This is a genomic window from Autumnicola aciditolerans (assembly GCF_041679265.1).
Lineage (GTDB): Bacteria > Bacteroidota > Bacteroidia > Flavobacteriales > Flavobacteriaceae > Autumnicola.
This window is the reverse complement of record NZ_JBGFSM010000003.1, coordinates 132,580-154,968: the sequence shown is the minus strand read 5'-3', so window position 1 is coordinate 154,968 and position 22,389 is coordinate 132,580. Positions and strand designations below refer to the sequence as shown.

At 37.5% G+C, this 22,389-nt stretch carries 18 protein-coding genes and 1 pseudogene; 8 read left to right on the top strand and 11 right to left on the bottom strand.

Features of this window, described 5'->3' with window-relative positions; translation table 11 throughout:
* Window positions 1-6: 6 nt before the first annotated feature.
* Complete coding sequence (locus AB8M93_RS04105) at window positions 7-1,482, bottom strand: TonB-dependent receptor (protein WP_373056309.1); 1,476 nt, start codon at window positions 1,480-1,482, stop codon at window positions 7-9.
* Window positions 1,483-1,584: 102 nt separating this feature from the next.
* Here AB8M93_RS04105 and AB8M93_RS04100 point away from each other — a divergent pair, with 102 nt between their 5' ends.
* Window positions 1,585-2,346 (top strand): MBL fold metallo-hydrolase, encoded by a 762-nt coding sequence (locus AB8M93_RS04100; RefSeq protein WP_373056308.1) that lies wholly within the window; start codon window positions 1,585-1,587, stop codon window positions 2,344-2,346.
* Window position 2,347: 1 nt separating this feature from the next.
* A complete protein-coding gene (locus tag AB8M93_RS04095) occupies window positions 2,348-2,848 on the top strand; it encodes a hypothetical protein (protein WP_373056307.1) in 501 nt (166 codons plus the stop codon).
* Here the strand turns inward: AB8M93_RS04095 and AB8M93_RS04090 are convergent.
* From AB8M93_RS04090 to AB8M93_RS04060, 7 genes are all read right to left on the bottom strand, one after another.
* Complete coding sequence (locus AB8M93_RS04090) at window positions 2,845-3,504, bottom strand: alpha/beta hydrolase (protein ID WP_373056306.1); 660 nt, start codon at window positions 3,502-3,504, stop codon at window positions 2,845-2,847. The genes AB8M93_RS04095 and AB8M93_RS04090 overlap by 4 nt on opposite strands.
* Window positions 3,505-3,819, bottom strand: a complete 315-nt coding sequence (locus AB8M93_RS04085; protein ID WP_373056305.1) for a magnetosome magnetite crystal formation protein family — start codon at window positions 3,817-3,819, stop codon at window positions 3,505-3,507.
* Window positions 3,820-3,839: 20 nt separating this feature from the next.
* Window positions 3,840-5,090: a dihydroorotase gene (locus tag AB8M93_RS04080; RefSeq protein ID WP_373056304.1), complete on the bottom strand. Its 1,251-nt coding sequence runs from the start codon at window positions 5,088-5,090 to the stop codon at window positions 3,840-3,842.
* Window positions 5,087-7,012, bottom strand: coding sequence for a BatA domain-containing protein (locus AB8M93_RS04075; RefSeq protein ID WP_373056303.1), 1,926 nt, complete (start codon window positions 7,010-7,012; stop codon window positions 5,087-5,089). The genes AB8M93_RS04080 and AB8M93_RS04075 overlap by 4 nt, the downstream gene beginning before the upstream one ends.
* 47 nt (window positions 7,013-7,059) lie before the next feature.
* Entirely contained in the window at window positions 7,060-8,262 is a 1,203-nt protein-coding gene (locus tag AB8M93_RS04070; RefSeq protein WP_373056302.1) for a sensor histidine kinase, read from the bottom strand.
* A gap of 273 nt (window positions 8,263-8,535) precedes the next feature.
* On the bottom strand, window positions 8,536-9,297 hold the full coding sequence (locus tag AB8M93_RS04065) for a TIGR02757 family protein (protein WP_373056301.1): 762 nt from the start codon (window positions 9,295-9,297) through the stop codon (window positions 8,536-8,538).
* Window positions 9,298-9,317: 20 nt separating this feature from the next.
* Window positions 9,318-9,977 (bottom strand): ABC transporter ATP-binding protein, encoded by a 660-nt coding sequence (locus AB8M93_RS04060; protein WP_373056300.1) that lies wholly within the window; start codon window positions 9,975-9,977, stop codon window positions 9,318-9,320.
* A 223-nt stretch (window positions 9,978-10,200) separates the two neighbouring features.
* Here AB8M93_RS04060 and msrA point away from each other — a divergent pair, with 223 nt between their 5' ends.
* On the top strand, window positions 10,201-10,752 hold the full coding sequence (gene msrA, locus AB8M93_RS04055) for a peptide-methionine (S)-S-oxide reductase MsrA (RefSeq protein ID WP_373056299.1): 552 nt from the start codon (window positions 10,201-10,203) through the stop codon (window positions 10,750-10,752).
* A gap of 108 nt (window positions 10,753-10,860) precedes the next feature.
* Entirely contained in the window at window positions 10,861-11,166 is a 306-nt protein-coding gene (locus tag AB8M93_RS04050; RefSeq protein ID WP_373056298.1) for a hypothetical protein, read from the top strand.
* A gap of 70 nt (window positions 11,167-11,236) precedes the next feature.
* On the opposite strand, the pseudogene AB8M93_RS04045 reads toward AB8M93_RS04050, so the two are convergent.
* Window positions 11,237-13,469: pseudogene (locus tag AB8M93_RS04045) on the bottom strand (TonB-dependent receptor).
* 205 nt (window positions 13,470-13,674) lie between these two features.
* On the opposite strand from AB8M93_RS04045, the gene AB8M93_RS04040 reads away from it, so the two are divergent.
* Window positions 13,675-13,806, top strand: a complete 132-nt coding sequence (locus tag AB8M93_RS04040; RefSeq protein ID WP_373056297.1) for a hypothetical protein — start codon at window positions 13,675-13,677, stop codon at window positions 13,804-13,806.
* A gap of 40 nt (window positions 13,807-13,846) precedes the next feature.
* On the opposite strand, the gene AB8M93_RS04035 is transcribed toward AB8M93_RS04040, so the two are convergent.
* The gene (locus AB8M93_RS04035) at window positions 13,847-14,152 is read right to left on the bottom strand and encodes a DUF6787 family protein (RefSeq protein ID WP_373056296.1); all 306 of its coding nucleotides are present in this window, start codon (window positions 14,150-14,152) and stop codon (window positions 13,847-13,849) included.
* A gap of 397 nt (window positions 14,153-14,549) precedes the next feature.
* Here AB8M93_RS04035 and AB8M93_RS04030 point away from each other — a divergent pair, with 397 nt between their 5' ends.
* Window positions 14,550-15,356, top strand: a complete 807-nt coding sequence (locus tag AB8M93_RS04030; protein WP_373056295.1) for a response regulator transcription factor — start codon at window positions 14,550-14,552, stop codon at window positions 15,354-15,356.
* Between the two features lie 296 nt (window positions 15,357-15,652).
* Here AB8M93_RS04030 and AB8M93_RS04025 read toward each other — a convergent pair whose 3' ends face one another.
* Window positions 15,653-18,055, bottom strand: coding sequence for an ABC transporter permease (locus tag AB8M93_RS04025; protein ID WP_373056294.1), 2,403 nt, complete (start codon window positions 18,053-18,055; stop codon window positions 15,653-15,655).
* Window positions 18,056-18,562: 507 nt separating this feature from the next.
* On the opposite strand from AB8M93_RS04025, the gene AB8M93_RS04020 reads away from it, so the two are divergent.
* Window positions 18,563-20,893 carry an ABC transporter permease gene (locus AB8M93_RS04020; protein ID WP_373056293.1) on the top strand — a complete coding sequence of 777 codons (2,331 nt, stop codon included), beginning with the start codon at window positions 18,563-18,565 and terminating at the stop codon, window positions 20,891-20,893.
* Between the two features lie 1,223 nt (window positions 20,894-22,116).
* On the top strand, window positions 22,117-22,275 hold the full coding sequence (locus AB8M93_RS04015; RefSeq protein WP_220114933.1) for a YkvA family protein: 159 nt from the start codon (window positions 22,117-22,119) through the stop codon (window positions 22,273-22,275).
* The last annotated feature ends 114 nt before the right edge of the window (window positions 22,276-22,389 follow it).

Sequence of the window (22,389 nt, the reverse complement as noted above, 5' to 3'; positions counted from 1 at the left end):
TTAAACTTAATGTTTGACTTCTGCCTTTTCTGTCTCTGCTTTTTTCTTGTTTTCCTGATAATGGAAAAGATTGAGGTCTTTTATCATGGCTGTGGTTTTTTCCGGAAGCATATCTTCCCAGCCATCTTTACCTTCGCTAATCATTTGCAGCACTTCACGTGAATAGATGTCAAGTATTTCAGGATTGTAATTTTCAATATCTTCAACCCGGCCGTTGTATTTAAAGAACTTGTACAACTCCTTCATCCTTGGATGAACCTTCAGGTTATCACTGGTGGTGATTTCTCCCGTTTCAGGGTCTTTAAGCGGATAAAGATAAACTTTAAGGTCTTTAAAGAATAATTTCCCGAATGCTTCCAGGATTCCGCCACTAAGATGCCTGTAGTATTTCTCATCAAAAACGTCTACAAGGTTATTCACTCCCATGGCAAGTCCCATGCGCTGCTTGGAATATCTGGAGAAGTATTCCACAACCTTATAGTATTCCTGGAAGTTAGAGATCATAACTGTTTGTCCAAGAGAGCATAGCAGTTCAGCACGATCCATAAAATCCCGTTCATCTATTTCGCCTTCTGCCCGAAGGTTAGAAAGCGTAATTTCAAAAATCACCTCGGTACTGTCTTTATCAACTTTATTCTCTTTCAGAAATAATTCGAGGGAACGCTCATACATGTCCATATTTACTTTAGTTACGGGACGAAAGCTTCCTCTAAGAGCGAGAATATTCTTTTTGTAAAGGATCTTTGCGGGCAACACATTGTGACCATCTGGCGCAAACATAACGGCATCGGTCATTCCGTTTTTAACGAGCTGCAGACTCATAAGCCTGTTGTCTACATTTTCAAAACGAGGGCCAGAAAAATTGATGGTATCAATTTCAATCTGGTCCTTATCTATGTGATCGTAAAGGTAGCGAAGTAGTTTTTTTGGATTATCGTATTTGTAATAGGCTCCGTAAATAAGGTTAACACCAAGTATTCCCAGAGTGTTTTGCTGGTGTCTCGCATCATTTTCATGGAACCTTACGTGAAGGCTTATCTCGTTGTAATCTTCATCTGGTTTCACTTGGTATTTTATTCCTACCCAGCCATGGCCTTTATATTTTTTTGCAAAATCTATGGTGGCAACGGTATTCGCGTAAGTAAAGAAGAGTTTATCAGGGTGTTTTTCGCGGGAAATCCTTTGTTCTATAAGGTTTATTTCGTGGCTAAGCATTCTTTTAAGCCGTGCTTCAGTAACATACCTGCGGTCATCTTCAACACCATATATCGCATCACTAAAGTCTTTATCGTAGGCACTCATAGCTTTTGCTATGGTCCCGGAGCCACCCCCGGCACGAAAAAAATTCCTTACCGTTTCCTGCCCGGCGCCAATTTCCGAAAAAGTTCCGTAGATATTCGCATTTAAATTAATGCGCAGCGCTTTGCTTTTAATAGAAGGAACATTTTCAAATTCCTTGTCGCCCATTATGGTAATTGGCATAATTTTTCTTTTAAATGAATTTCATTTTTGCGTCATCAAAGGTACTAAAACACCCAGCTAAACAAAAAAATATAATTACTTTTGTGATAAATTAAACACTTATTGAAAGTTACATTTTTAGGCACCGGAACGTCCCAGGGAATCCCCATTATTGGCAGTAATCACCCCGTTTGTTTAAGTGATAATCCAAAAGATAAAAGACTGCGGGTTTCTGTATTAGTGGAGTGGTGCGGGCATACTATTCTTATTGATTGCGGGCCAGATTTCAGGGCTCAGATGCTGGCGAATAATGTCAAAAAGCTGGACGCTATTTTTTACACCCACGAACATAACGATCATACCGCAGGGCTCGACGATATCCGCCCGTTTTTCTTTAGACAGGGAGATATTCCTGTTTTTGCCCATAAGAGGGTTTTAAAGGCCCTTAGAAGCCGGTTTGATTATATTTTTACTACAGAAAATAAGTATCCCGGCGCGCCGGGGGTAAAGGAATTTGAAATTGAAAATAAACCTTTCGAATTTGAAGGCTTACAGGTTGTGCCTGTAAGCTTCTGGCATAACCGGCTGCAGGTGTTTGGGTTCCGGATGGAAAAATTTGCCTACCTCACCGATTTAAAGACGATTGAAGAAAAAGAGGCAAAAAAACTGCAGGGTGTAAAGGTGCTGGTAATAAATGCCTTGCGAAGGGAACCCCACCATTCCCACTTTAACCTGGAGGAAGCTCTGGAATTTATTAAAGAAATTAATCCTGAAAGGGCATATTTAACTCATATAAGCCATCTCCTGGGTTTTCATGAGGAAGTGCAAAGGGAACTGCCGGAAAATGTATTTCTGGCTTATGACAATTTAAAAATTGAGATTTAGTATGCGCGGCAGGATCCTCATGTATTTGTTTATTTTCGCTCTTTTATTTGCCATTTTTATTTATGTAAATGATAAGAAAATCCTGGATGCTAAAACAGCGGATATCACCAGTCTTGAAAATCAGCTGGAGCAGGTTCAGCAGGAACTGGATTCGCTTAACAGGATCAAGAATAATAATCAGGAATACTTCAGCCTGCAGGGGAATGAAAGCGCACTTACCTATCTTGAGGCTCACGGATTTTCTGCGGAAAAAATTACTGCAGCCATTCAGGATAAACTTATCAGTGCAAACGCTTCTACAGAAGATAACCCTTATGTTCCCTACGAAGGAATGGAAGGGCAGATGAGGATCAATAAAATCAAGATCCTTAACCATAGATGGGTTTTAGCCGATTTTACCGACGGCACTTACTGGGGAGAAATCTTTTTCAGCTACTTTATTGAAGAGGATGGGGAAATTACTCTCACTCCAGAAAAATCATTTCTATACCCTGTAGATTAAATTCTCTCTTTCAGCCATTTTTTAAGCTCAAAAAAGTTTTGCGGTGCCACGCCGTGCCCAACCGGAAATTCAGAATATGTATTTTTAATATTCAGTTTATCAAGGAACGGCTTTGTTTTGCGAGCCCATTCTACAGGAATTACCTGGTCCTGTGATCCATGTGAGCAGTAAAAAGACAGGTGGGAAAAATCGTTGTTCTCGTAGCCCTCTTTAATAATATCTTTATTTACATAACCGCTTAAAGCGATTATGTTTTTCACCTTTTCCGGATAAGACAAACTCACTGCATAACTTAAAATACTGCCCTGGCTAAAGCCCACCAGGGTAATATTCTCAGGATCTACTGGATAGGCCGCTACGGCTTCATCTATAAATGCTGAAATTTTCTCACGGGAATCCCTGGCCTGATTATCATCACTAAATTTTCCCTGAAGGTTGTCCCAGTGAATGGCATACCACGCATTCCCGTATGGCGGCATAGGATAAGGGGCTCTAACAGAAATTACAAAAAGCTCTTCCGGAAGTTCGCCGGCGAAGGAAAAAAGATCTTCTTCATTGCTGCCATAACCATGCAGCATAATAAGCAAAGGAGCTCTTTCTTTATTTTTAACAGGTTCTTTTATAAGGTGATATAAAGATAAATTTGAAGTTTTCATTTAAGTAATACTTTTGAAAATTTTTTGAAAAAAACTGCCTAAAAGAGGAATTTCCTTTTGCTCTCCCTGTATAGCTGTTACCAGTCCAAAAATCCATAATACCAGCACAAAGATGTAAAAAGCTGTTGGAATCATATATCCGGTAAACATTGATGCAAGAATTCCCATGAGATAAAAAAGGATATGGATTCCAAGGGCCTGCCTTATATGAAAACTGGCCGTTTTATGCTTTTCGTCCAGGTTCATAAAGTAGGCAATAATAGTTCCTACAATGGTGATATAAGCAATTATTGCGGCAGTTTTCCCTTCTTTCATTTCTAAGAACTTTTTGGAAGCTATTTAATATTAAGATTATTACCGGCAATTATTCCCAAAGTTTTTCCGCTTAGTGAATGGTCAAGGAAAATGCTGTTATGAGAAGTGGATAAAATATCTTTAGATGAAAAAGTGTATTTTTCACCTGGGATAAAAAGGCTTATTTTGGCTTCTTCACCCTCCATAATAGCAGGATTTTTGATTTTAAACCTGTCTTTCCCCGAAGTTAGAAACTTAACGGTATCTTCTGTAGAAAATATTCCGGCTAATGCACCAAAGGCAGATTCCAGGCCTATTGTGCCATAACTGGCATTTTCGAATTCCACTTTTTTATGTTCAATATCCATGGGGCGGTGATCACTGGTCACCATATCTATTACCCCATCTTTTAAACCTTTGCGCAGTGCTTTTAGGTCCTCATCAATTCTTAAAGGTGGCAGTACCTTTGCATTGGTGTCGAATTCCTGCAGGCGTTCATCTGTAAAAAACAGGTTATGAATTGCCACACTGCAGGTAACATCAAGGCCTTTCTTTTTTGCTTCTTTAATGAGCTGCACCGCTTTTTTAGTAGAAATAGTGGGAATATGCAGCTTTCCTCCTGTATATTCCAGGATATAGAGATCCCTGGTAATCTGCAATTCTTCAGCTAGGTTTGGAATTCCCTTTAGACCTAAAGAAGTACTGTAATAATGCTCATTTACCTGGCCCTTGCCGGCAATTTTATCTTCCTGTGGAAAAGATTGGATAAGCCCTCCAAAATTTTGGGCATACTGCAACGCAATCTTTAGAAGATTTGGATTTTTAACCGCCTTTTTATAATCTCCAAAAGAGGCGGCCCCGGCGTTTTGCATATCAAATAACTCCGCGAGGTCCACCCCTTCACTTTTTACGGTCAAAGCTCCGGTAGGCTTAAGGTTTACTGGCTGGCCCTGGGCTGCAGCTATTAAAGAACCTACCGCGCTGCGGCTATCGGTAACCGGAAGGCTGTCAGGATTCAGGCAAATATCCGTAAATCCGCATTTGGCTGCTGTATCCAGCCCGTTTTGCAGGGTTTCCCGCTCTTCAAATCCGGGTTCCCCAAAGCTCACACTGCTGTCAAACCAGCCCCTGGAAACATGAAGGCGCTCCTTTTTAATTTCTTTTTCTGCTTTAACTTTTAGGGATGGGCCAATTTTTTTAAGAATACCATCTTCAATTAAAATATCTACTTGTTTATTGTGAAATTCTGATTGCGGATCAATAATATGAGCCGATTTAACGAGTAGCTTCATTTATAAAATTTTAAAAGGAGCATTTCCAACAGTAAAAATACCAGTGCAAAAATAATAAAGCTTTTCCAAAGGGCGTTTATTTCATTAAGGGCATTTTCATTTTGGAAATAGGCGGGAATGTTCTTTATTACTTCAGCGTTTTTCAGGTTCTCCAGGTTTGTATACTGCAATTCGCTTTCACTTCGGCCATAGTTATAGCTTAACTGCCCAATCACTTCCTTCCTATATTTAAGGTTATAGTTCCCGGCGGTTTCCGGTAGATCTTCAGTAGTAACCTGTACTTTTTCTGAATAGGACTGTTGCTGCGGAATAAAATTTCCTTCTTCAGAAGTAAGTGTTAAAACTTCATCTTTAGCTGAAGAAAAAGGAATATCAATGATATTTCTTTTATTTAACTGATAATATAATTTTGATTGCTGAAGTGCAGATTTGCCAATACTATAGAAAGTAGGAACCACTAAAGGGGAATTCCTGAAGTTGGAATTTTCTGTATTTAATGCCGCGCTAAAAAGAAAAAGATGATCTTGCTGGGTAAGAAATGCATCTTTATTTTGGTACAGCAAAGCAGCGTTCCCGTTGTAGCCAAGCCCGTAGTAGGAAGCAACATTGGGATATTGAAAATTAACAACCTCTTCTTCAAAGACCGATTGGTACACCGGGTGCGAAAACTGAATGCCGGTAATAAGCCTTTCCTGCTGTACCTGGGTTGTTAGCCGCGGTGCATTGTTAGCTGCCAAAAAGGTATTGTAAGATTTCAAATCGGCATTCATAGAAGGGATTAGAATTACTATAGCACCTTCTTCCATCTTTTTTCTCAGTATTTCGGAAAGGGAAACAGGTATTTCTTCCGGTTCTTCAAGAATAATAAGCTGCGCACGGGACAGAGAATTATAATCTATACCGGAAATGGAAAAATGGTTCAATTCAAATTCCGGCGCGGTATAGATTCTGTTTAAAAATGAATCTTCATTTTCAGATAGCAGAAGTGTTTGAATGGGAGGGGAAGAGGAGATACTAAAAAAAAGGCTGTTATCATATTGCAGGCCATTATCTTCAACAGCTATCTTCCCGTTGGTAATAACGTTTCCCAAAAGGCTGAAAGTTATGCTGGCAGTATCTTTTTCGACAAAATTAACAGCCGATTTTCCCAGTAATGTTTTACCGTCTAAAACCGAAACTGCAATTTGATCATTAATGTTACCGGTAGCAGAAAGGAGGACTTTCAGTGCTAATTTATCTGAGGTACGTTCCAAAATATACGCACTGTCTAAACTTATATTTTGTACATTTTCCGGCTGGAGTGAAATAAGCCTAATGGTTTCATCTTCTGCCAAATCATTCGGGATTTCCAGATTTTGCTGAAAATCTGAAATGAGAATAAAATTCTGATTAGCTGCAGGATACTCTTTAAAAAAACGGGAAGCCCTTAGCTTTAGATTTTTAAAATTTACAGGAGTGGCGCTATAATCTATTTCCTGTAAGGTGTTTTGAAGGTTTGAAGGGGTTATATTATAATACTCTTTATTATTGGATATTAGATGAACCGGCCCTTCCTGAGGTAGGTTTTTCATCAAACTTTGCACTGCTGCCTGCAGCAGCTCACCATTAGCCCCGGGATATTGCATGCTAAAGGAATTGTCCAGATAAATCAAATTACTTCTCGACTGGTTTGCTTTTTTGGAAGCAGGAAGGTAGGGTTGAGCAAAGGCCAAAATAATACAACCAAGCGCAAGTAAACGAAGTAACAGGATTAACCACTTTTTGAGCTTTGAACTTTTACGTGTTTGCCTGCTTATTTTCTTCAGGAATTCCACGTTAGTAAATTCCTCTTTTTGAAAACGCCTAAGCTGAAAAAGGTGAACAATAAAAGGGATGATCAATAAGAAGAGGGCATACAGAAGTTCCGGATACTTAAAATACATTCTCGGCGTGAAAGTTTGTCAAATATAGGAAATGAAAACTATTTCCTCTAGAGCCGTTTTATCTTAAATTCAAAGGTGCTGCCTTTTCCTGGCTGGGAAGTCACATTTATTTCCCCATGCATATTTTCTACCAGTTTTTTTACGGTGGCAAGGCCTATACCGCTGCCAGGATTACCTTCCCGGTCATTCACTTCAAGAGTAGTAAAAAGATCAAAAATTTTATGAAGGTTTTCCTCTGAAATTCCGTTTCCATTATCTGTAATGGTAAAACAATAATATACCTCTGTTTTTCTGAAACCTATTGCTACTTTGCGTTCTTCCTTCTCGTTGTATTTTAAAGCGTTACTAATAAGGTTCATAAAAACCTGGGTTAATGCCGCCTTATTTACACCATGGAGCAGGACATTTTCAGGATAGGTTATTTCCACGTCATCGGAAACCTGGTATAAATCTGCTACTTTTTTAAGTAAATCTTCCAGGCTTACATCCTCGAGGTCCCGGGTTATTATATGATCGCTTCGGTAGTAACTTAAAATCCCGTCTACGTAATTTCTAAGAGAATAAGAAGATTCCACCAGAAATTGCAGGTATTTTTCGGTATCTTCATCAAATTTCCCCACATTTTCATCTTTTAAAAGTTCTGCAAGCGATATAATATTCGCCAGCGGTGATTTGATGTCGTGGGAGACCACACTGGTAAACCTTTCCAGTTCCTGATATTTAGATTTCAATTTTCTCTGGACAGCATAAAGCCGGTTGTTTTGCTTTCGAAACTCCAGCAGGTTCATGGTTTGATTAGCCAACGCATGCAACGCCCTTAGCTGAAATGGAGTTAATTGCCTTGGTACGGTATCCAGGATACTAAAAACGGCAATGGCATGGCCCCTCTTGTTAACCAATGGAATGCCTGCATAAAATTGAAGATCTTTTCCATAATGGCTTTGTGCCTCTTCAAATTGTGCTGCAGCGTCCTCTTTAGAGGTTATAAATTGTTCTTTTTGTTGAAGTATGGTTAACTGGCAAAGCGAATTTTCTCTGGGAATCTCTTCCAGATCGCTGCCATATATTGACTTAAACCAGATTTTATGGCGGTCTATAATACATATTTGAGCAATCGAAACTTCGCAGATTTCTGCTGCGAGATAAGTAAGTTCATCATAATCCTTATCTGCCTGTGTATGGATAATATCATACTCAGATAGAGCAGCGAGACGCAACTTCTCGTTAGTTGGATAAACTTCAAAATTCATGCTATTTGAATACGGTTTATTTGAATATTTTTTAAATAATAGCCAATTTTATTGTGAAAATTTAAGCCATAATTTAAAATTTCAAATCATTCTTTAATTGTAAAAATACTTTCTTTTTCGCAGTCAATTTTCAGTTTAACTAAAACTCATAAGAAATTTGATATTAATTTAACACTTTTTTGCGATAGTTACAATTTCAACGGCTTTTTGTGCATTAAAAAAGCTTTTAGCAGGAAATTTTGTGCTATTTCCGCTTCAATTTTTGTGGTAATTTTAATAATTTTCAAACACTCCCAATCCAAAAAGGGCAAAATCATACTTCACAGGATCAACAGGATCCAAAGATCTTAATGCTGCATCCAGCTCTTGAAGTGCCCTTGCATCGTTTGCTTTTCGTTTGAGCAGTTTTAATTTTCTGGCCACTTTGCCGGAGTGGATATCCAGAGGGCAGGAGAGTTGTGCAGGAGCAATATCCTTCCATAATCCAAAGTCTACACTGCCGTTATCCCGAACCATCCATCTTAAAAACATATTTATTCGTTTTGCTGCAGAATTCTTAAAAGGATCACTTACATGCTTCTCTGTACGGGAAAGATGAGGCAGCTCAAAAAATATTTTTTTGAATTGATGTATCGCCGGCTGCAGGCTTTCTTTTTCAGCATATCTGGTAAAGACAGCTTCCAGGCCGCCATGATTTAAATAAATATTCTGAAGGGCCTTAATAAAATACCTGGCATCGTGGCCGTTAAAGGTACGATGTACAAATGTGGATAGTTTTTCCAGTTCTTCCCGTGAATGATTCAGAATAAATTCATGCGGATTCCTGTCCAGAAGCTCCATGAGTTTATCAGCATTATTAAGGATGCTTTTGCGGTTTCCCCAGGCTATTGTAGCAGTTAAAAATCCGGCAATCTCTATATCTTCCTTTTTGCTGAATTGATGGGGAATCATTACGGGATCTGTTTCAATAAATTGTGGGGAGTTGTACTGTGCTGCTTTAAAGTCCAGGAAAGATTTTACTTCGCTCTTTTTCAAAAAAAATGTTTCTTATTCAATTAAACAATTTCACCGTCTACCATAGTGAGTTTACGGTCGGCCATATTTGCAAGTTCTTCATTATGGGTTACAATTACAAAGGTCTGGTTAAATTCATCCCTAAGCCGGAAGAACAATTTGTGCAAATTTTCAGCCGATTCGCTATCAAGATTTCCTGAAGGTTCATCTGCAAAAATAACGGCGGGATTATTAATTAAGGATCTGGCTACGGCAATTCTTTGCTGCTCCCCACCACTGAGTTCCCCCGGTTTGTGAGCGGCCCTGTGTGCAAGTCCTAAAAAAGCCAGCAATTCATGGGCACGGGTTTCTGCTTCGGCCTTCGTTTTATTTTGGATATAGGCGGGAATGCAAATATTCTCCAGGGCAGTAAACTCCGGTAAAAGCTGGTGAAACTGAAAAATAAATCCTATATGCTGATTGCGGAAACGTGACAGTTCCCTGGAAGATAATTGCTCAATCCTGGTCTCATTAATGGTTAATTCTGAACCTTTATCTTTTTCAGGACGGTCCAGAGTTCCAAGAATTTGAAGTAGCGTGGTTTTCCCTGCGCCGGAAGCTCCCACTATAGAAACTATTTCTCCTTTTTGAATATGAAGGTTAACTCCTTTTAGCACATGAAGCTCCCCGTAGTACTTATGAATATTTTCAGCTGAAATCATTAAATATGTTTGTGGCCCGAAAAATACCCAAATTGTAAGGAACCGGCAATATTAACTACTTAAAGTTGCAACCCGAATTATATTAAAACTAAAGGATGAGAAACCGTCCTGCTGTTTACCCGGATTTTATTTTCAATGACCACATTGATTTTATTAATCATTAAACCCTCAAAGCTTAATAATATTCGGTTAGTTTTGAAATGAATAAATTGAATTTATACCTATGGAAGAGAAAAAGTTAGAAACCGCAATCCTGGCTGGAGGATGTTTTTGGTGTACAGAAGCCGTATTCCAACGATTGGAAGGCGTAGAAAAAGTGATCTCCGGTTTTACTGGCGGAACAATTAAAAATCCGGCTTACCGGGAAATTATCACCGGAAGAACAGGCCATGCGGAATCTATAGAAATAAAATTTGATCCTCAACAAATCAGCTATGAAGAATTGCTGCTGGTCTTTTTTGGCACTCATGATCCCACTACCTTGAACAGGCAGCAAAACGATGTGGGAACCCAGTACAGAAGCGCTGTCTTTTATACTTCAGAAGAACAGAGAGAAACCGCTGAAAAGGTTATTAGTACGCTGGAACAGGAGGGTGTATTTAAAGATCCTATTGTTACCGAAGTTACTAAAGCTTCTCCATTTTATACTGCGGAAGTGGAACATCAGGATTTTTATAATCAGCACCGGCAACAGCCATATTGCCAGTTTATTATAGATCCAAAAATCACCAAACTGAAAAAGCTGTTTTCTGAAAAACTTAAAAATCCTTCATAAGAAATTATAGATCAAACGGAAAGCTTTCCCACGCGAATAGGAATAACATGATGATTTTCCCTATAGAGAAATCTGGCACTTTATTTGCTTAAACTAAGAAAAAAGGAAATGAAAATTCCCAAGAAGAAAATTTTATTAAAAAGCCTTATGTATGATGGCCTGGGCATGCTTAGCGTGGCTATTCCTTTAATCGGGCCATTCCTGGATTTTCTTTGGGCTCCTTATGCCGCTGGTAAAATGAGCCAGATGTATCCCGGGAAAAAAGGTAAAATAGCTTCAATCCTGGTATTCCTGGAAGAGATATTGCCGGGAACAGATGTTATACCTACTTTCACCCTGATGTATATTTATACCTATATATGGAAGCAAAGCAAGGCTTCACAACCCAGAATTATTGAAGTGGAAAGTTATTAAAATTAAAGGTTAATTTAATTAGTTAGTTTGAAAAGCTGCCTGCAATGTCTTCAGGCAGCTTTTTATATTCTTAAATATTCCAGATTAAAGACAGGACAATATTACGACCAATATTGGCAATTCCATCTGTTTTTAACCTTGAAAGGTGCGAAATATAGTTTTTGTTTAGAAGGTTATTTCCGCTTAAGTTAACTTCAACAGTATTTTTCCCCAAAGCCAGTCTTCCGCCTAAACCCGCTCCAAGAAGATTGTATCCTTCGGTTTCTGTTTCAAAATAACTTACATTTGTTTTATCCATCACGCTTTTCAGCCTTATAAAAGCATATTTACTATCCAGGATTTGATCATCTTCCAGTTCTACTCTGAGCGTATTAGTGAAAGAATTTGCCGGGATAAGGGGTAAATATTCATCTGTAGAAAGCTTTCCTGTAACGGTTTCAAAACTACTTTCAAAATGCAGCCAGTCCAAAGGGTGGGGGTGGAGGTGAAAACCTATTTCGCCTCCGTAAAGGCCTTGCATTGTGCTGGGTGTAATAAAACACCTGTTCATTATTAATCACCTCTCCGGAAGGACTTATGAAAATATAATCGGCCACTGTATTATGAAAGGCATTTGCAAAGGCTTCAAAATGCCGGTTTCTCCATTCCAGGGATAGGTCTGCCTGGAAGTTTTGTTCATGGGTTAAATTGGGATCTCCAACTTCATAGCGATTAGCACCATTATGAGAACCATTAGAGGTTAATTCTGAAAGGTTTGGGGCCCGGAAACCGCTTGCGAGATTAAGACGTGCCGCAAATTGCCTTATGGGTTCATATTTTATCCCGAAAGCACCGTTTATGCTGTTGTAATTTTCATCAACTGCGGGTACCATTCCTTCCTGTGCTTCAAAAGCTTCACTGGAAATGTGGCGCTTATCATAGCGAAGCCCTCCCAGGAAGTCCCATTTTTCAAGATGATAGTGGCTGGTCGCAAAAATGCCGGCGTCAACCGTCTCCGCATCTGGAATAAGGATTTCCTCTCCAAAATTTGAATTCGTCTGTTGCATTCCCTGAACTCCAATAATGGTCTCAAAATTTCCCGTTTCTGGGAGGTTATACTTTAAATTATAACTCAGCGTTTCCAAATGCATTTCCAGAGCGGGATGTTCTTCCGGATTTTCGTTGTGTTCATTTTCCCCGTGATGCTCTTCAAATTCTTTCCTGTTGTTAAACTGGTACCCAATTTTTAAGTCCAGGCTGGAATTTGATAAAAGAAGCCGGTTATCCAGGCTTACCACGTGATTATCTATTTTCTGATAAGGCAGCATTAGATCTTTGCCAGTATTTTGAACTCCAATTTCTTCAGGAATACCAATATTAGAACGGTTATAATTGTAGCGCAGGTCTGCTTTGTACCTGGAATCCTGATATCCAAAACCAGCTTTGAGGTCTTTTTCATTAAAGCGGGTGTTAGTTACTCTTATTTCATCCCCGGTTTGGTAATCACTATGATAGGCAGTGCTCCCCCGTACCAGGAATTTAAGTTTATCCCCAGAAGTTTTTGCCATCAAACTGCCCTGATAGCCAAGGGTGTTGGTAAAATAATCGCCGCTAACTTCTGCTTGTGTTTTACTAGGAGAGGCATAAGATTCAGGGTTAAGATACAATACCCCGCCAATCGCATCGCTCCCGTAGAGAAGGGAAGCAGGCCCTTTTATAACTTCAACGCTGCCAATACCTTTAGAACTAATTCCCAGCCCATGTTCATCCCCAAACTGTTGGTTCTCCAGCCTCACGCCCTGGGTGTAGACCAACACCCGGTTAGAGCTTAATCCCCTTATTACCGGTTTGCCAATACCAACGCCTGTGGTAAGGCTTTCCACTCCTGGCATTTGCGTAATTCCATCGGCCAGGGTTACTGCTCCTTTCCGGTTTAATTCGGATACGCTTTCCCGTTCAACCCTCATAACATTTTCACTTTGAAGCTGGTGGAAAGGAGTAGAAACAATTACTTCCTCCATCTCTATCGCAGAAGGGGAAAGTTGCAAATTCATCTCCCCGGAAGGGATGCTGATGTTTTGAGAGAAAGAGGTATAACCAATAGAAGATACCATTAACCTGTAGGTACCTTCCGGCAGCTTATTAAAGCTAAAATGCCCGTCAAGATCGCTTACAGTGCCTTTTTCCAGTTGAGGAAAGTATATAGTTGCACTAAATACCGGTGCCCCTGTTTCTGAATCTGTTACAGTTCCTGAAAATTGATTTTGAGCATGCAAATATTGTGTGACTGCCAGGAGCAGCACCACTAAAAATTTTAATTTCATATAATGTTTTTAAATGATTATGTATAAATCTTCTTCTTAGAAAAGAAGTGGCTTGTATTTAAACATGAAAGGGAGGCCCCCGCAGCTCGAAATTCAGCCTTTGATAATCACTTAAAAACTGATAATAATTGAATACATTTTTCTCCTCAGCCTGTATATCTACCGGCTTAAAACAAAGAAATTCCAGTTGAAGACCTGGAGTTTTATGAAATTTGAAAAGTTTGCAATCCAGAGGTTTGGCGTGGTAGTGGCTTTCTGCATAATGATCGCACAAACCATGATCATGGCCCATAAAAATATGGAGGAAATTTGCTGTGCATGGCAACAATATCAGTAACGTTGAAGTTACTATGAATATGTTTTTAATTTGCTTCAAATTATAAGCGTAATAATTTCCCCATTCCCATCCTCGTGAGCATCTTTTTCTCGAAAGCCCAGAAGAAGCTAAATTGGCCAAAGATCCATCCAAAACATACCAGGAGCACCTGATAAATGGGGAAAATGATAAATACTCTAAGGCTCCAGTATAGCAGCCAGTGAGCAGCTTCACGATCCAGGCCTATAAACGCTACCACTGGGCCTGCGAGTTTGGCAGCGGTGGAACCGGTAAGTGCAAAAACCACGAATATAACCAGTACCTGCCAGTTTGAAGTAATTCCCCAACGAGCTTTGAGTTTCTTCATGCTGCAAAGATATCAAATCCTCTGAAAAATTGAAGGTTAAGCAATGAAAAGGAAATAAAAAATAAGGTTTTCATAAAATGGAAATTCAAAGCTTATTAAAGAAAAGATCTAAAAACTACCTATAAAGTGGTATTTCACACCTTATTTTTCAAACTTATCTTAGCATTGTCAAATTGATGGATTATTGATAATGATTTAGATGGAAATTTGTGTAGGGACTTATTTTCATAGTGTATGTTGGGGGAAAACATTAATGTGAATCAGAATTAGCAATGCCTGTCAATTTTTGACAAACAGCCTTTGGGAAGTTCCTGGAGGCTTTTTTCTTTTTTAAAATATTAGGCTTTCAGGATATCCTATAATTCCTATATTTATGCTCCCAAAATATCCATTTTTTATGCAAAAGGATTTTAGGAAGATTTCTGAATACTGGCAGGAGACCTATTCCCGCCAGGTAAAGGAATACCGCCCTTTTAAAGTATCTGAAGACTTTAAAAAATTTGCCTCAGTCTTTGCCCCTGGGAACTCGTATTTTTACATTGTAAATCTTCATAATTTTAAGTTGGAATATGTTTCAGATTCAGTAAAAAATTTTATAAATAAGGAGGTGGAAGAGCTAGAACTGAAAGATCTTCTGGAGACCGTAATCCCGGAAGAATTAGAAATTCTTAGCCTTAAGAGTAAAGTGATAAGCGATTTTTATACCTCTTATCTTGATAAAGAGCAGGTGCTGGCTTATAAAAATTTGTTTTCCTATAAGATGAAAGATGCGGGCGGACAAATTAGAAGCATGTTATATCAGGCATTCCCGTTAAACGTAGTGGAAGATGGAACACCAGAGCATGTTATGTGTATACAAACCGATGTTTCGCATCTTCAGGTAAACAGTACAAGTACTGTTTCATTTATTCATATGAATGGTGGAAAATGTTATTTTAATATAGATATTTCCAAAGGCATGTTTGATCCCCATAATAAAGATGAAAATGATTTTTCAGAATTATTGACAGAAAGGGAAAGGCAGATTGTAATTCAGTTATCCCGGGGATGCAATGCCGAAGAGATCGCGGAGAGGTTGAATGTATCTCCACATACCATTAAAACCCATAGAAGAAACGTGCTTCGAAAAAGCGGTTGTACCAACACTACAGAATTAGTAGCAAAATGCCTTACCAACGGAATAATTTCTCCAGGCCTGAATTGAATGAGCTAAAATACTTTGTAGGACAGGTAAAAAAGAAAAATACTCATTATACTCGTATAGGTAAAAATAAAACACCGAAAATCAAATTGTTGTAAAAGATTTATTGCTATTTGATAATGGTCGTGGTCCGGGAGGCAGGAAACCAGGAGGCTTTTCAAAAAACTCACTACCAGCCACTTTATTTTTATCGAGTGGAGCTTTTTACTGATTCATTCACCTAACTTAGAAGAACAACACGATTCATTTTGTTGATCTTTTTTGATGTCCTCCAAAAATTAAAATTTACATTTTATCACTTATTCGGTTCTTATATTATTAATAGGATTGCTACAGGCTGCTTTTATGGCATGGAAGCCTACAGTAATAAGGGCGATTGTAATAGCCAGGAGTCCGGCAATTGCAAAAACCGCCCAGCCTATATTGATTCTGTAAGCAAAATCCTGAAGCCATCTCTTCATAAAATACCATGCAATAGGCGAGGCAATTATTAGAGCTATAAAAATTAGCTTCGCAAAATCTTTGGATAGAAGCAGTACAATATTTTCTACACTTGCACCAAGAATTTTTCTAATACCAATTTCTTTAGTTCGCCTTTCAGTATCATAGGCAGCCAAACCAAATAAACCCAAACATCCTACAAAAATAGCCATTGCAGTGAAAATCCAAAGCAATGACTTTAATTTGTCCTCCGCTTGGTACATTGTTTCGAAACTTTCGTCTAAAAAGTTATACTCTAGCGGATATTCAGGGGAAAAATTATTCCATACTGTCTTAAGTTGAGTCAGAGCATCTTCAACATTATCTGCTTTAATTTTAACAGCTACTTTCGAATAAGCGTCAGGATAAATTTGAAGGACGGCCGGCTCTACCTTCTCGTATAAACTTTTATAATTAAAATCCTTTACTACACCAATAATTTTTCCCCGCTTTATTGTGTCTGGATTTCTCCAGGTTGGCCATAGAATTGTTTTTCCTAAAGCTTCTTCAGGGCTGCCCAAGCCTAATTCAAGAACCGCGGTTTCATTTAATATGAAGGCATGGTCACTATCAGTTGGCATTTCCCTGGAGAAATCCCTACCCGCAACCAGATGCAATCCTAAAGTTTTTATATAATCATGATCCACCATGAGTTGAGTTACTTTTTTAGATTCTGGTTTCCCATCTACAGTTATAAAACCATCCCCAACCATATCGCCTGGGAAACCGTAACCTATGGAAACCTCTGTAACAAAGGGAGACTGAAGTAATTCTTGCTTAAAGGTTTTATAATTATTATTCATTGTTTCTCCCCTAATTGGAAAAAATATAATCTGGTCTTTTTCAAAACCTAAATCTTTATCGTGAAGATACGTTACCTGCTTGCGTACCAAAAGGGCACAAATAATCAAGAGCACCGTTAAGGAAAATTGGATAATTACGATACCATGCCGCAGCCAGGGAACTTTGCCAGACCTGCTATCCCTGGGATGGTAACCTTTAAGAGTTTCTACAGGTGTATAGGACGATAATACCATTGCTGGATAAGAACCGGCCATTATCCCCACAATTACTGCAAAAAAAAGTAAAATAAAGAGGTTTAGAGGGTTAGCTATTAAATCGAATTGAATTTGTTTTCCAGTGAAATGATTGATGAAAGGGAGTAAAGCCAAAACAAGGATGCAGGAGATAAATATGCTGATTAGGGTAAGGCAAACGGTTTCCAACAGAAATTGAATCAATAGATGCTTTCTGCTTGCACCAATAGTCTTACGCACCGCGACTTCTTTAGCTCTTTGTAACGATTTAGCGGTAGCGAGGTTTACAAAATTAAAACAGGCAATAATTAAAATAAAAAGTGCAATAATAATAAGCGCATTAACATAAGTAATGTCACCTCGCTTTGCTATATCATACTTAAAATTTGTAGAGTATAGATGTATATCATGTAACGGTTGAAAAAGGGGAAGGAATTTTGTGGTACCCTTATCTTTTAGGAAAGGTTCAGAATATTCTTGAAATTTTGTTTGCAAAGCTTCTAAATCTGCTCCTTCTTTTAATTTAACATAATTATGAAAACCATACCAACCCCAATTTTGCATTTGCTCCTTTGGAATACCTGCTGCTGAAAGTGGTAGAACATAATTAACTTGTAAATGGAATTTGGAGTTATTTTTGAATTCCCCCGAAACACGGTAAAGCTTTTTACCTATACTAATTTCTTTTCCTACCGGATTTTTTTTGCCATAATACTTTTGAGCCATTCGTTCTGAAATCACAATGGAGGATAGATCTTTTAAAGCTTCTTTGGCTGTCCCAAATTTGAACTCAAGGGAGAAAAACTCAAAAAAGTTTGTATCGGCGAAAATTCCGCCCTCTTCGTACATTTTAATTTCTTTGTTTTCAAATAGAGGCTTACTCGAAATATTCAGCACTTTTAAGGTCTGTTCTACCTCTGGAAACCGATCTTTCAAAATGTTTGAGAAAATTGGAGGTGTAGAAGCAACAGTACTCATGCCTTCATCTGCGGTTACATGGTAATACGCACGATAAATCCTGTTACCATCTGGAATAAATTTATCAAACTGCATTTCATCGCGCACAAAAAGGCCGATGATGAGGCAGACAGTAAGACCTATTGTTAGACCTGATAAATTAATTATTGTAAAACTTTTGTGCTTCCAAAGGTTGCGAATAATCTGTTTAAAAAAGAAATTGAACATTACCCATAATTTTTAATATCCCCTAAAGCGTGAATTATGCCATTAGTTTAATTAACTGATTAATAATGTTTTACTATTTAATTTTCCACAGAGTTGTCCATTTTCGAACACTTGATGTTCAGTTGTAATACAGTTTTGGAACTTTTTAAATGGGCTATAAATATTCACCTTTAGAAAAATTGTAGAAGCAAGTCAACCGGAATTATTGCTTTTCTTTTTAATCGGATTAAACGTATTTTTCCGAACTAAGCTAACAAGTCCGGGTCTCTTTGCAAAATGTCTTTTTGGGGTGAAAAACTTCCACATAAGAAATAATTATAACACCTCGAAACTGTATCAAAGTGATACAAATAGTGTACTAAAATCGAACATGAGTCCCCAGAACATCCTTGCAAAGTGTTGAAATTTAATGAAATAACCTCATGGCATAGACCTTGAAATTGAATTTTAGAAGAGGTTACTATCAACAATTAGCCAACTCTCATCTCAAAATCATCAATTTAAGGCATGATAAAAAATAACTTAAAGATCACTTTGCGGTTACTGTGGAAGAACAAAATGTTTGCATTAGTGAATATACTGAGCCTTTCTTTGAGCATGGCGGTTGGAGTTATACTCTTTACATTTGTTAAAGCTAATCACGATACAGACCATTTTCATCCACAATTAAATCAAATAGTGCGGATTCTTACTCTGGAAATACAGGAGGGGGAACAGACCAAATGGGCAACTGCTCCTTTACAATTGGCAAACCTAATCGAAAATGTTACTTCTGTAGAAAAAACTGTAAAAGTACGTCTGGCAGGAAAACATAATTTGCAAACTACTAAAGGTGATATTCCTGTTGATATAAAGTTTTCTGAGCCTTCTTTTTTTGATGTTTTCGGATTTAAATTGCTTTTGGGAAATGCCCAAAGCCTTATGGATAATACCACTGCGGCTTTTATAACTGAAAAAACAGCAAAAAAAATCTTTGGTGAAACTAATCCTTTTGGGCAAACTGTTCAATTCGAAAATTTAGGTACTTATACCGTTGAAGGCATTATACAAGACCCGCCTTTAGAAACGCATCTGCCCATTGAGGTAATGTTATCTATAAATTCAGCAGAAATACTGGAAAAACAAGGGGCCATCAGTGATATTTCACATAATTGGGGAGAATACAAGAATTCAGCAATTTACGCACTTTTACGGTCAGATGATGATTTAAAGGTCCTAAATAACATGCTTCAAAACTATCATCGCAAATTAAATAAAAGCAATCTCCAATTTGCTGCCCAGCCTATAGAAGATATTACGCCTCGAAACAACAACATTAAAAATGATCCTAATGCAGGGGTAGACTGGACAGGCATAAAAACGCAGTTGTTGTTGATTTTATCCTTAACTCTTTTATCTGCTTTTAATTATATTAGTTTGGCACTGGCGCGTTCTTTTTCTCGAGCACAAGAAGTAGGTGTTCGTAAAACCATAGGTGCAACAAGAGAACAAATTATAGGTCAATTTCTAACAGAATCCATACTTGTTGCCATAATTGCTTTGTTGTTTACACTGCCATGCGTTAATATTCTAAGAAATATAATACCCGACATGAATGTGGCCTTCTCCTGGGATTTAACCTTAATCCTAGGCTTTTTTGCCTACGCAATTATCACAGGCTTAGTAGCCGGTGCATTCCCAGCTTGGTTATTATCAGCCTTTCCGCCTATACAGGTTTTGCGTAAAATGAAAAATATAAAATTATTCAAGGGTATTGCTATTTACAAAACTTTGATCGTTATACAACTGTCTGTAACCATCATGCTTATGATATTGGTTGTAATACTTGCCGATTATGAAAGGGAAAAAAATGCTAATATTAATTCAATTGTGCCCTCGAATGTTCTAGTTCTTGATCTAAAAGGTGAAAAATATGAAAACTTGCGAAATGAAATAAATCGACTGAGTCAAGTAGAAATGACTTTAGCTACAAACTGGTATTACAAACCGATTAAATTGGAAAAATCTTCTATTAAATTAGATGATAATTTGCTGGAAATAAATTATGTAAGTATAGACCCAAAAATAATTGAAACAGAAGGTATTGGCTTAAAATCCGGGCGAAACTTTCCAGAAGATATACCCAAAACTACTGAGCAGTATGTATTGTTGAATGAAGCTGCGGGAAAATTATTAGAATCTAAATATGGTAATTTATTAGGACAAAATTTACTACTGGACTCTTCTTATGTACAAGTTATTGGCATCATGCCCAATGATATTATTAGTGAATCATCTCCTTTAATGTACCGATATTTGCCAAACGAAGTTACTAACTTAACGATTAAAATAAATCCAAATACAGAGCTTGAAGTAATTAAAGAAATTCAATCTTTATGGAAAAACAATTTTCCTGAGAAAACAGCCAATATATATAATTTAAAAGATGGCTTTTCAGGTGAAGGCAGCAGAGAAAGAATAGGTTTTTTTGGATCCTTTGCCCTTATAGTTATGGTAATCTCTGCTTTGGGGATATTAGGAATATCAAGTTACGCTGTAGAAACGCGTACTAAAGAGCTGGGTATAAAAAAAGTATTGGGAGCAAGCCGTACAAAATTGGTATGGATGGTTACCAGGAGTTTTGGCATTCTTATCTTACTCTCTGGTCTTATTGGTGTTCCAGCTGGCTTATTTGGCGGTAATTTATTGAGAGAGGATATGGGCAGTCATATAGATGTGAGTTTTGCAAATATAAGCCTCGGCTTTGGTTTGGTTGCACTATTCGGATTACTCACAGTACTATCACAAACCATTCGAGCAGGGCAAATTGAACCTGTAAAAGTATTAAAGGCAGAATAAAAAGTAAAACAAGTCAGTTTTTCGTTCTGCTACAATTCTCCTCAATTAAATGTAACTACTATTAATCCTTCGATTTTCTCCAATTATTAAATCTAATTCGCTACTATCTTAACTAAGTTTTTCTAATACTCTAGCATAAATTTGAGTAGTAAAGGGTTTTGAATGGCCAACATTCCTGAGACTTTTTCAATAAGAACTCCGTTTAACAAATATAACTCATACACAATTAGGGAGAGCAGAATAAAAGCTAAATTGCTTCTCACATCATCGCCTTCCATCAAATCTTAAGTAGTTAACTATTTCTTGATTGGAAATGACCATCTGAGAGATCCTTTCATCTCCTGATTATGATAAAAAAGAATTTCATTCAGGGTTTTATGATCCTCATCCAGTACTGAATAAGAAGATTTAGCTATCTGTGCAGTAACCTGGCAAATCTTTATCCAAAAGCTTTTGTTAGTCCCAAAAATTTGGAAGATACCTGGTCCAGATAATCATTAATTTTTCGGATGTGTTGTAAATTTTAAGCCTAAATTTTGAAGCGTCCAACTTATCTTTCATTTAGACTCAATTCTTATCACTTTCCATGGACCCCAATACGGGCGTAAATTGATAACTTGTCTTTCTTCTCATTTAATTCAGGGTAAAAAAGAGAGCGGAAAAGTTAATAGGATAAAGCATTTAAAGCATCTTAAATGATTAGAATAGTTTGTAAAGACGAAAGTCAAATCAACCGTAATGCTCTTCTAAAGTAGTAAATTCATGGAAAGAAAGTATTCACCGAATCATTCACTGAAATGGATGAATTCATATGATATGAATTAATACCATAAAAATAAAAAAACACTGTAAACCAATAGATTAACAGTGTTTTTAGTCCTCTTTTCGATAAGGTTCGTCGGGGTGGCAGAACTAAATTACCACTAGACAATATTTTAATAACCAGACACTTACATTGTTTCAATAAAATCAGGTAACCGGATAGGTAACCTTTGCACCGATTTTATTCGTAAATGCAAAGATATATGATTATCTTAAACTAAAAGACAATAAATAGAATCAATTTCTATTTGGCATCCCCTTTGTGCAACAATTCTTAAGTATTTTGAACAGGCCTATGTATTATTAAAAATTTAAAAACCTGGGGGAATAACCTAAAGCAGCGAATAGTGATGCTCCATTTGATTTCGAAAGAAAAGCGAACTCCCTGATAAGCCGAACTTTTGATTTTTATAATTATCGGTTATGCGTTAAGTCCAATTGATGTTAATCCTGATTTCATCCCGATAATTGGATATCTTGACGGCCTAATCTTACTACCGATTGGAATTTATTTCATCGTAAGGTTTATTCCTGAAGATGTAAAGTGTTTGATAAATTAAAAGAACTACCAACAATTGGGTGATCGGGGCCATCATTATTCTATTTTGCCTGTTCATTGTTGTACAGATTTTCGCAATTATTTCAAGATTTGAAATAAATGAATATCCTTTAAC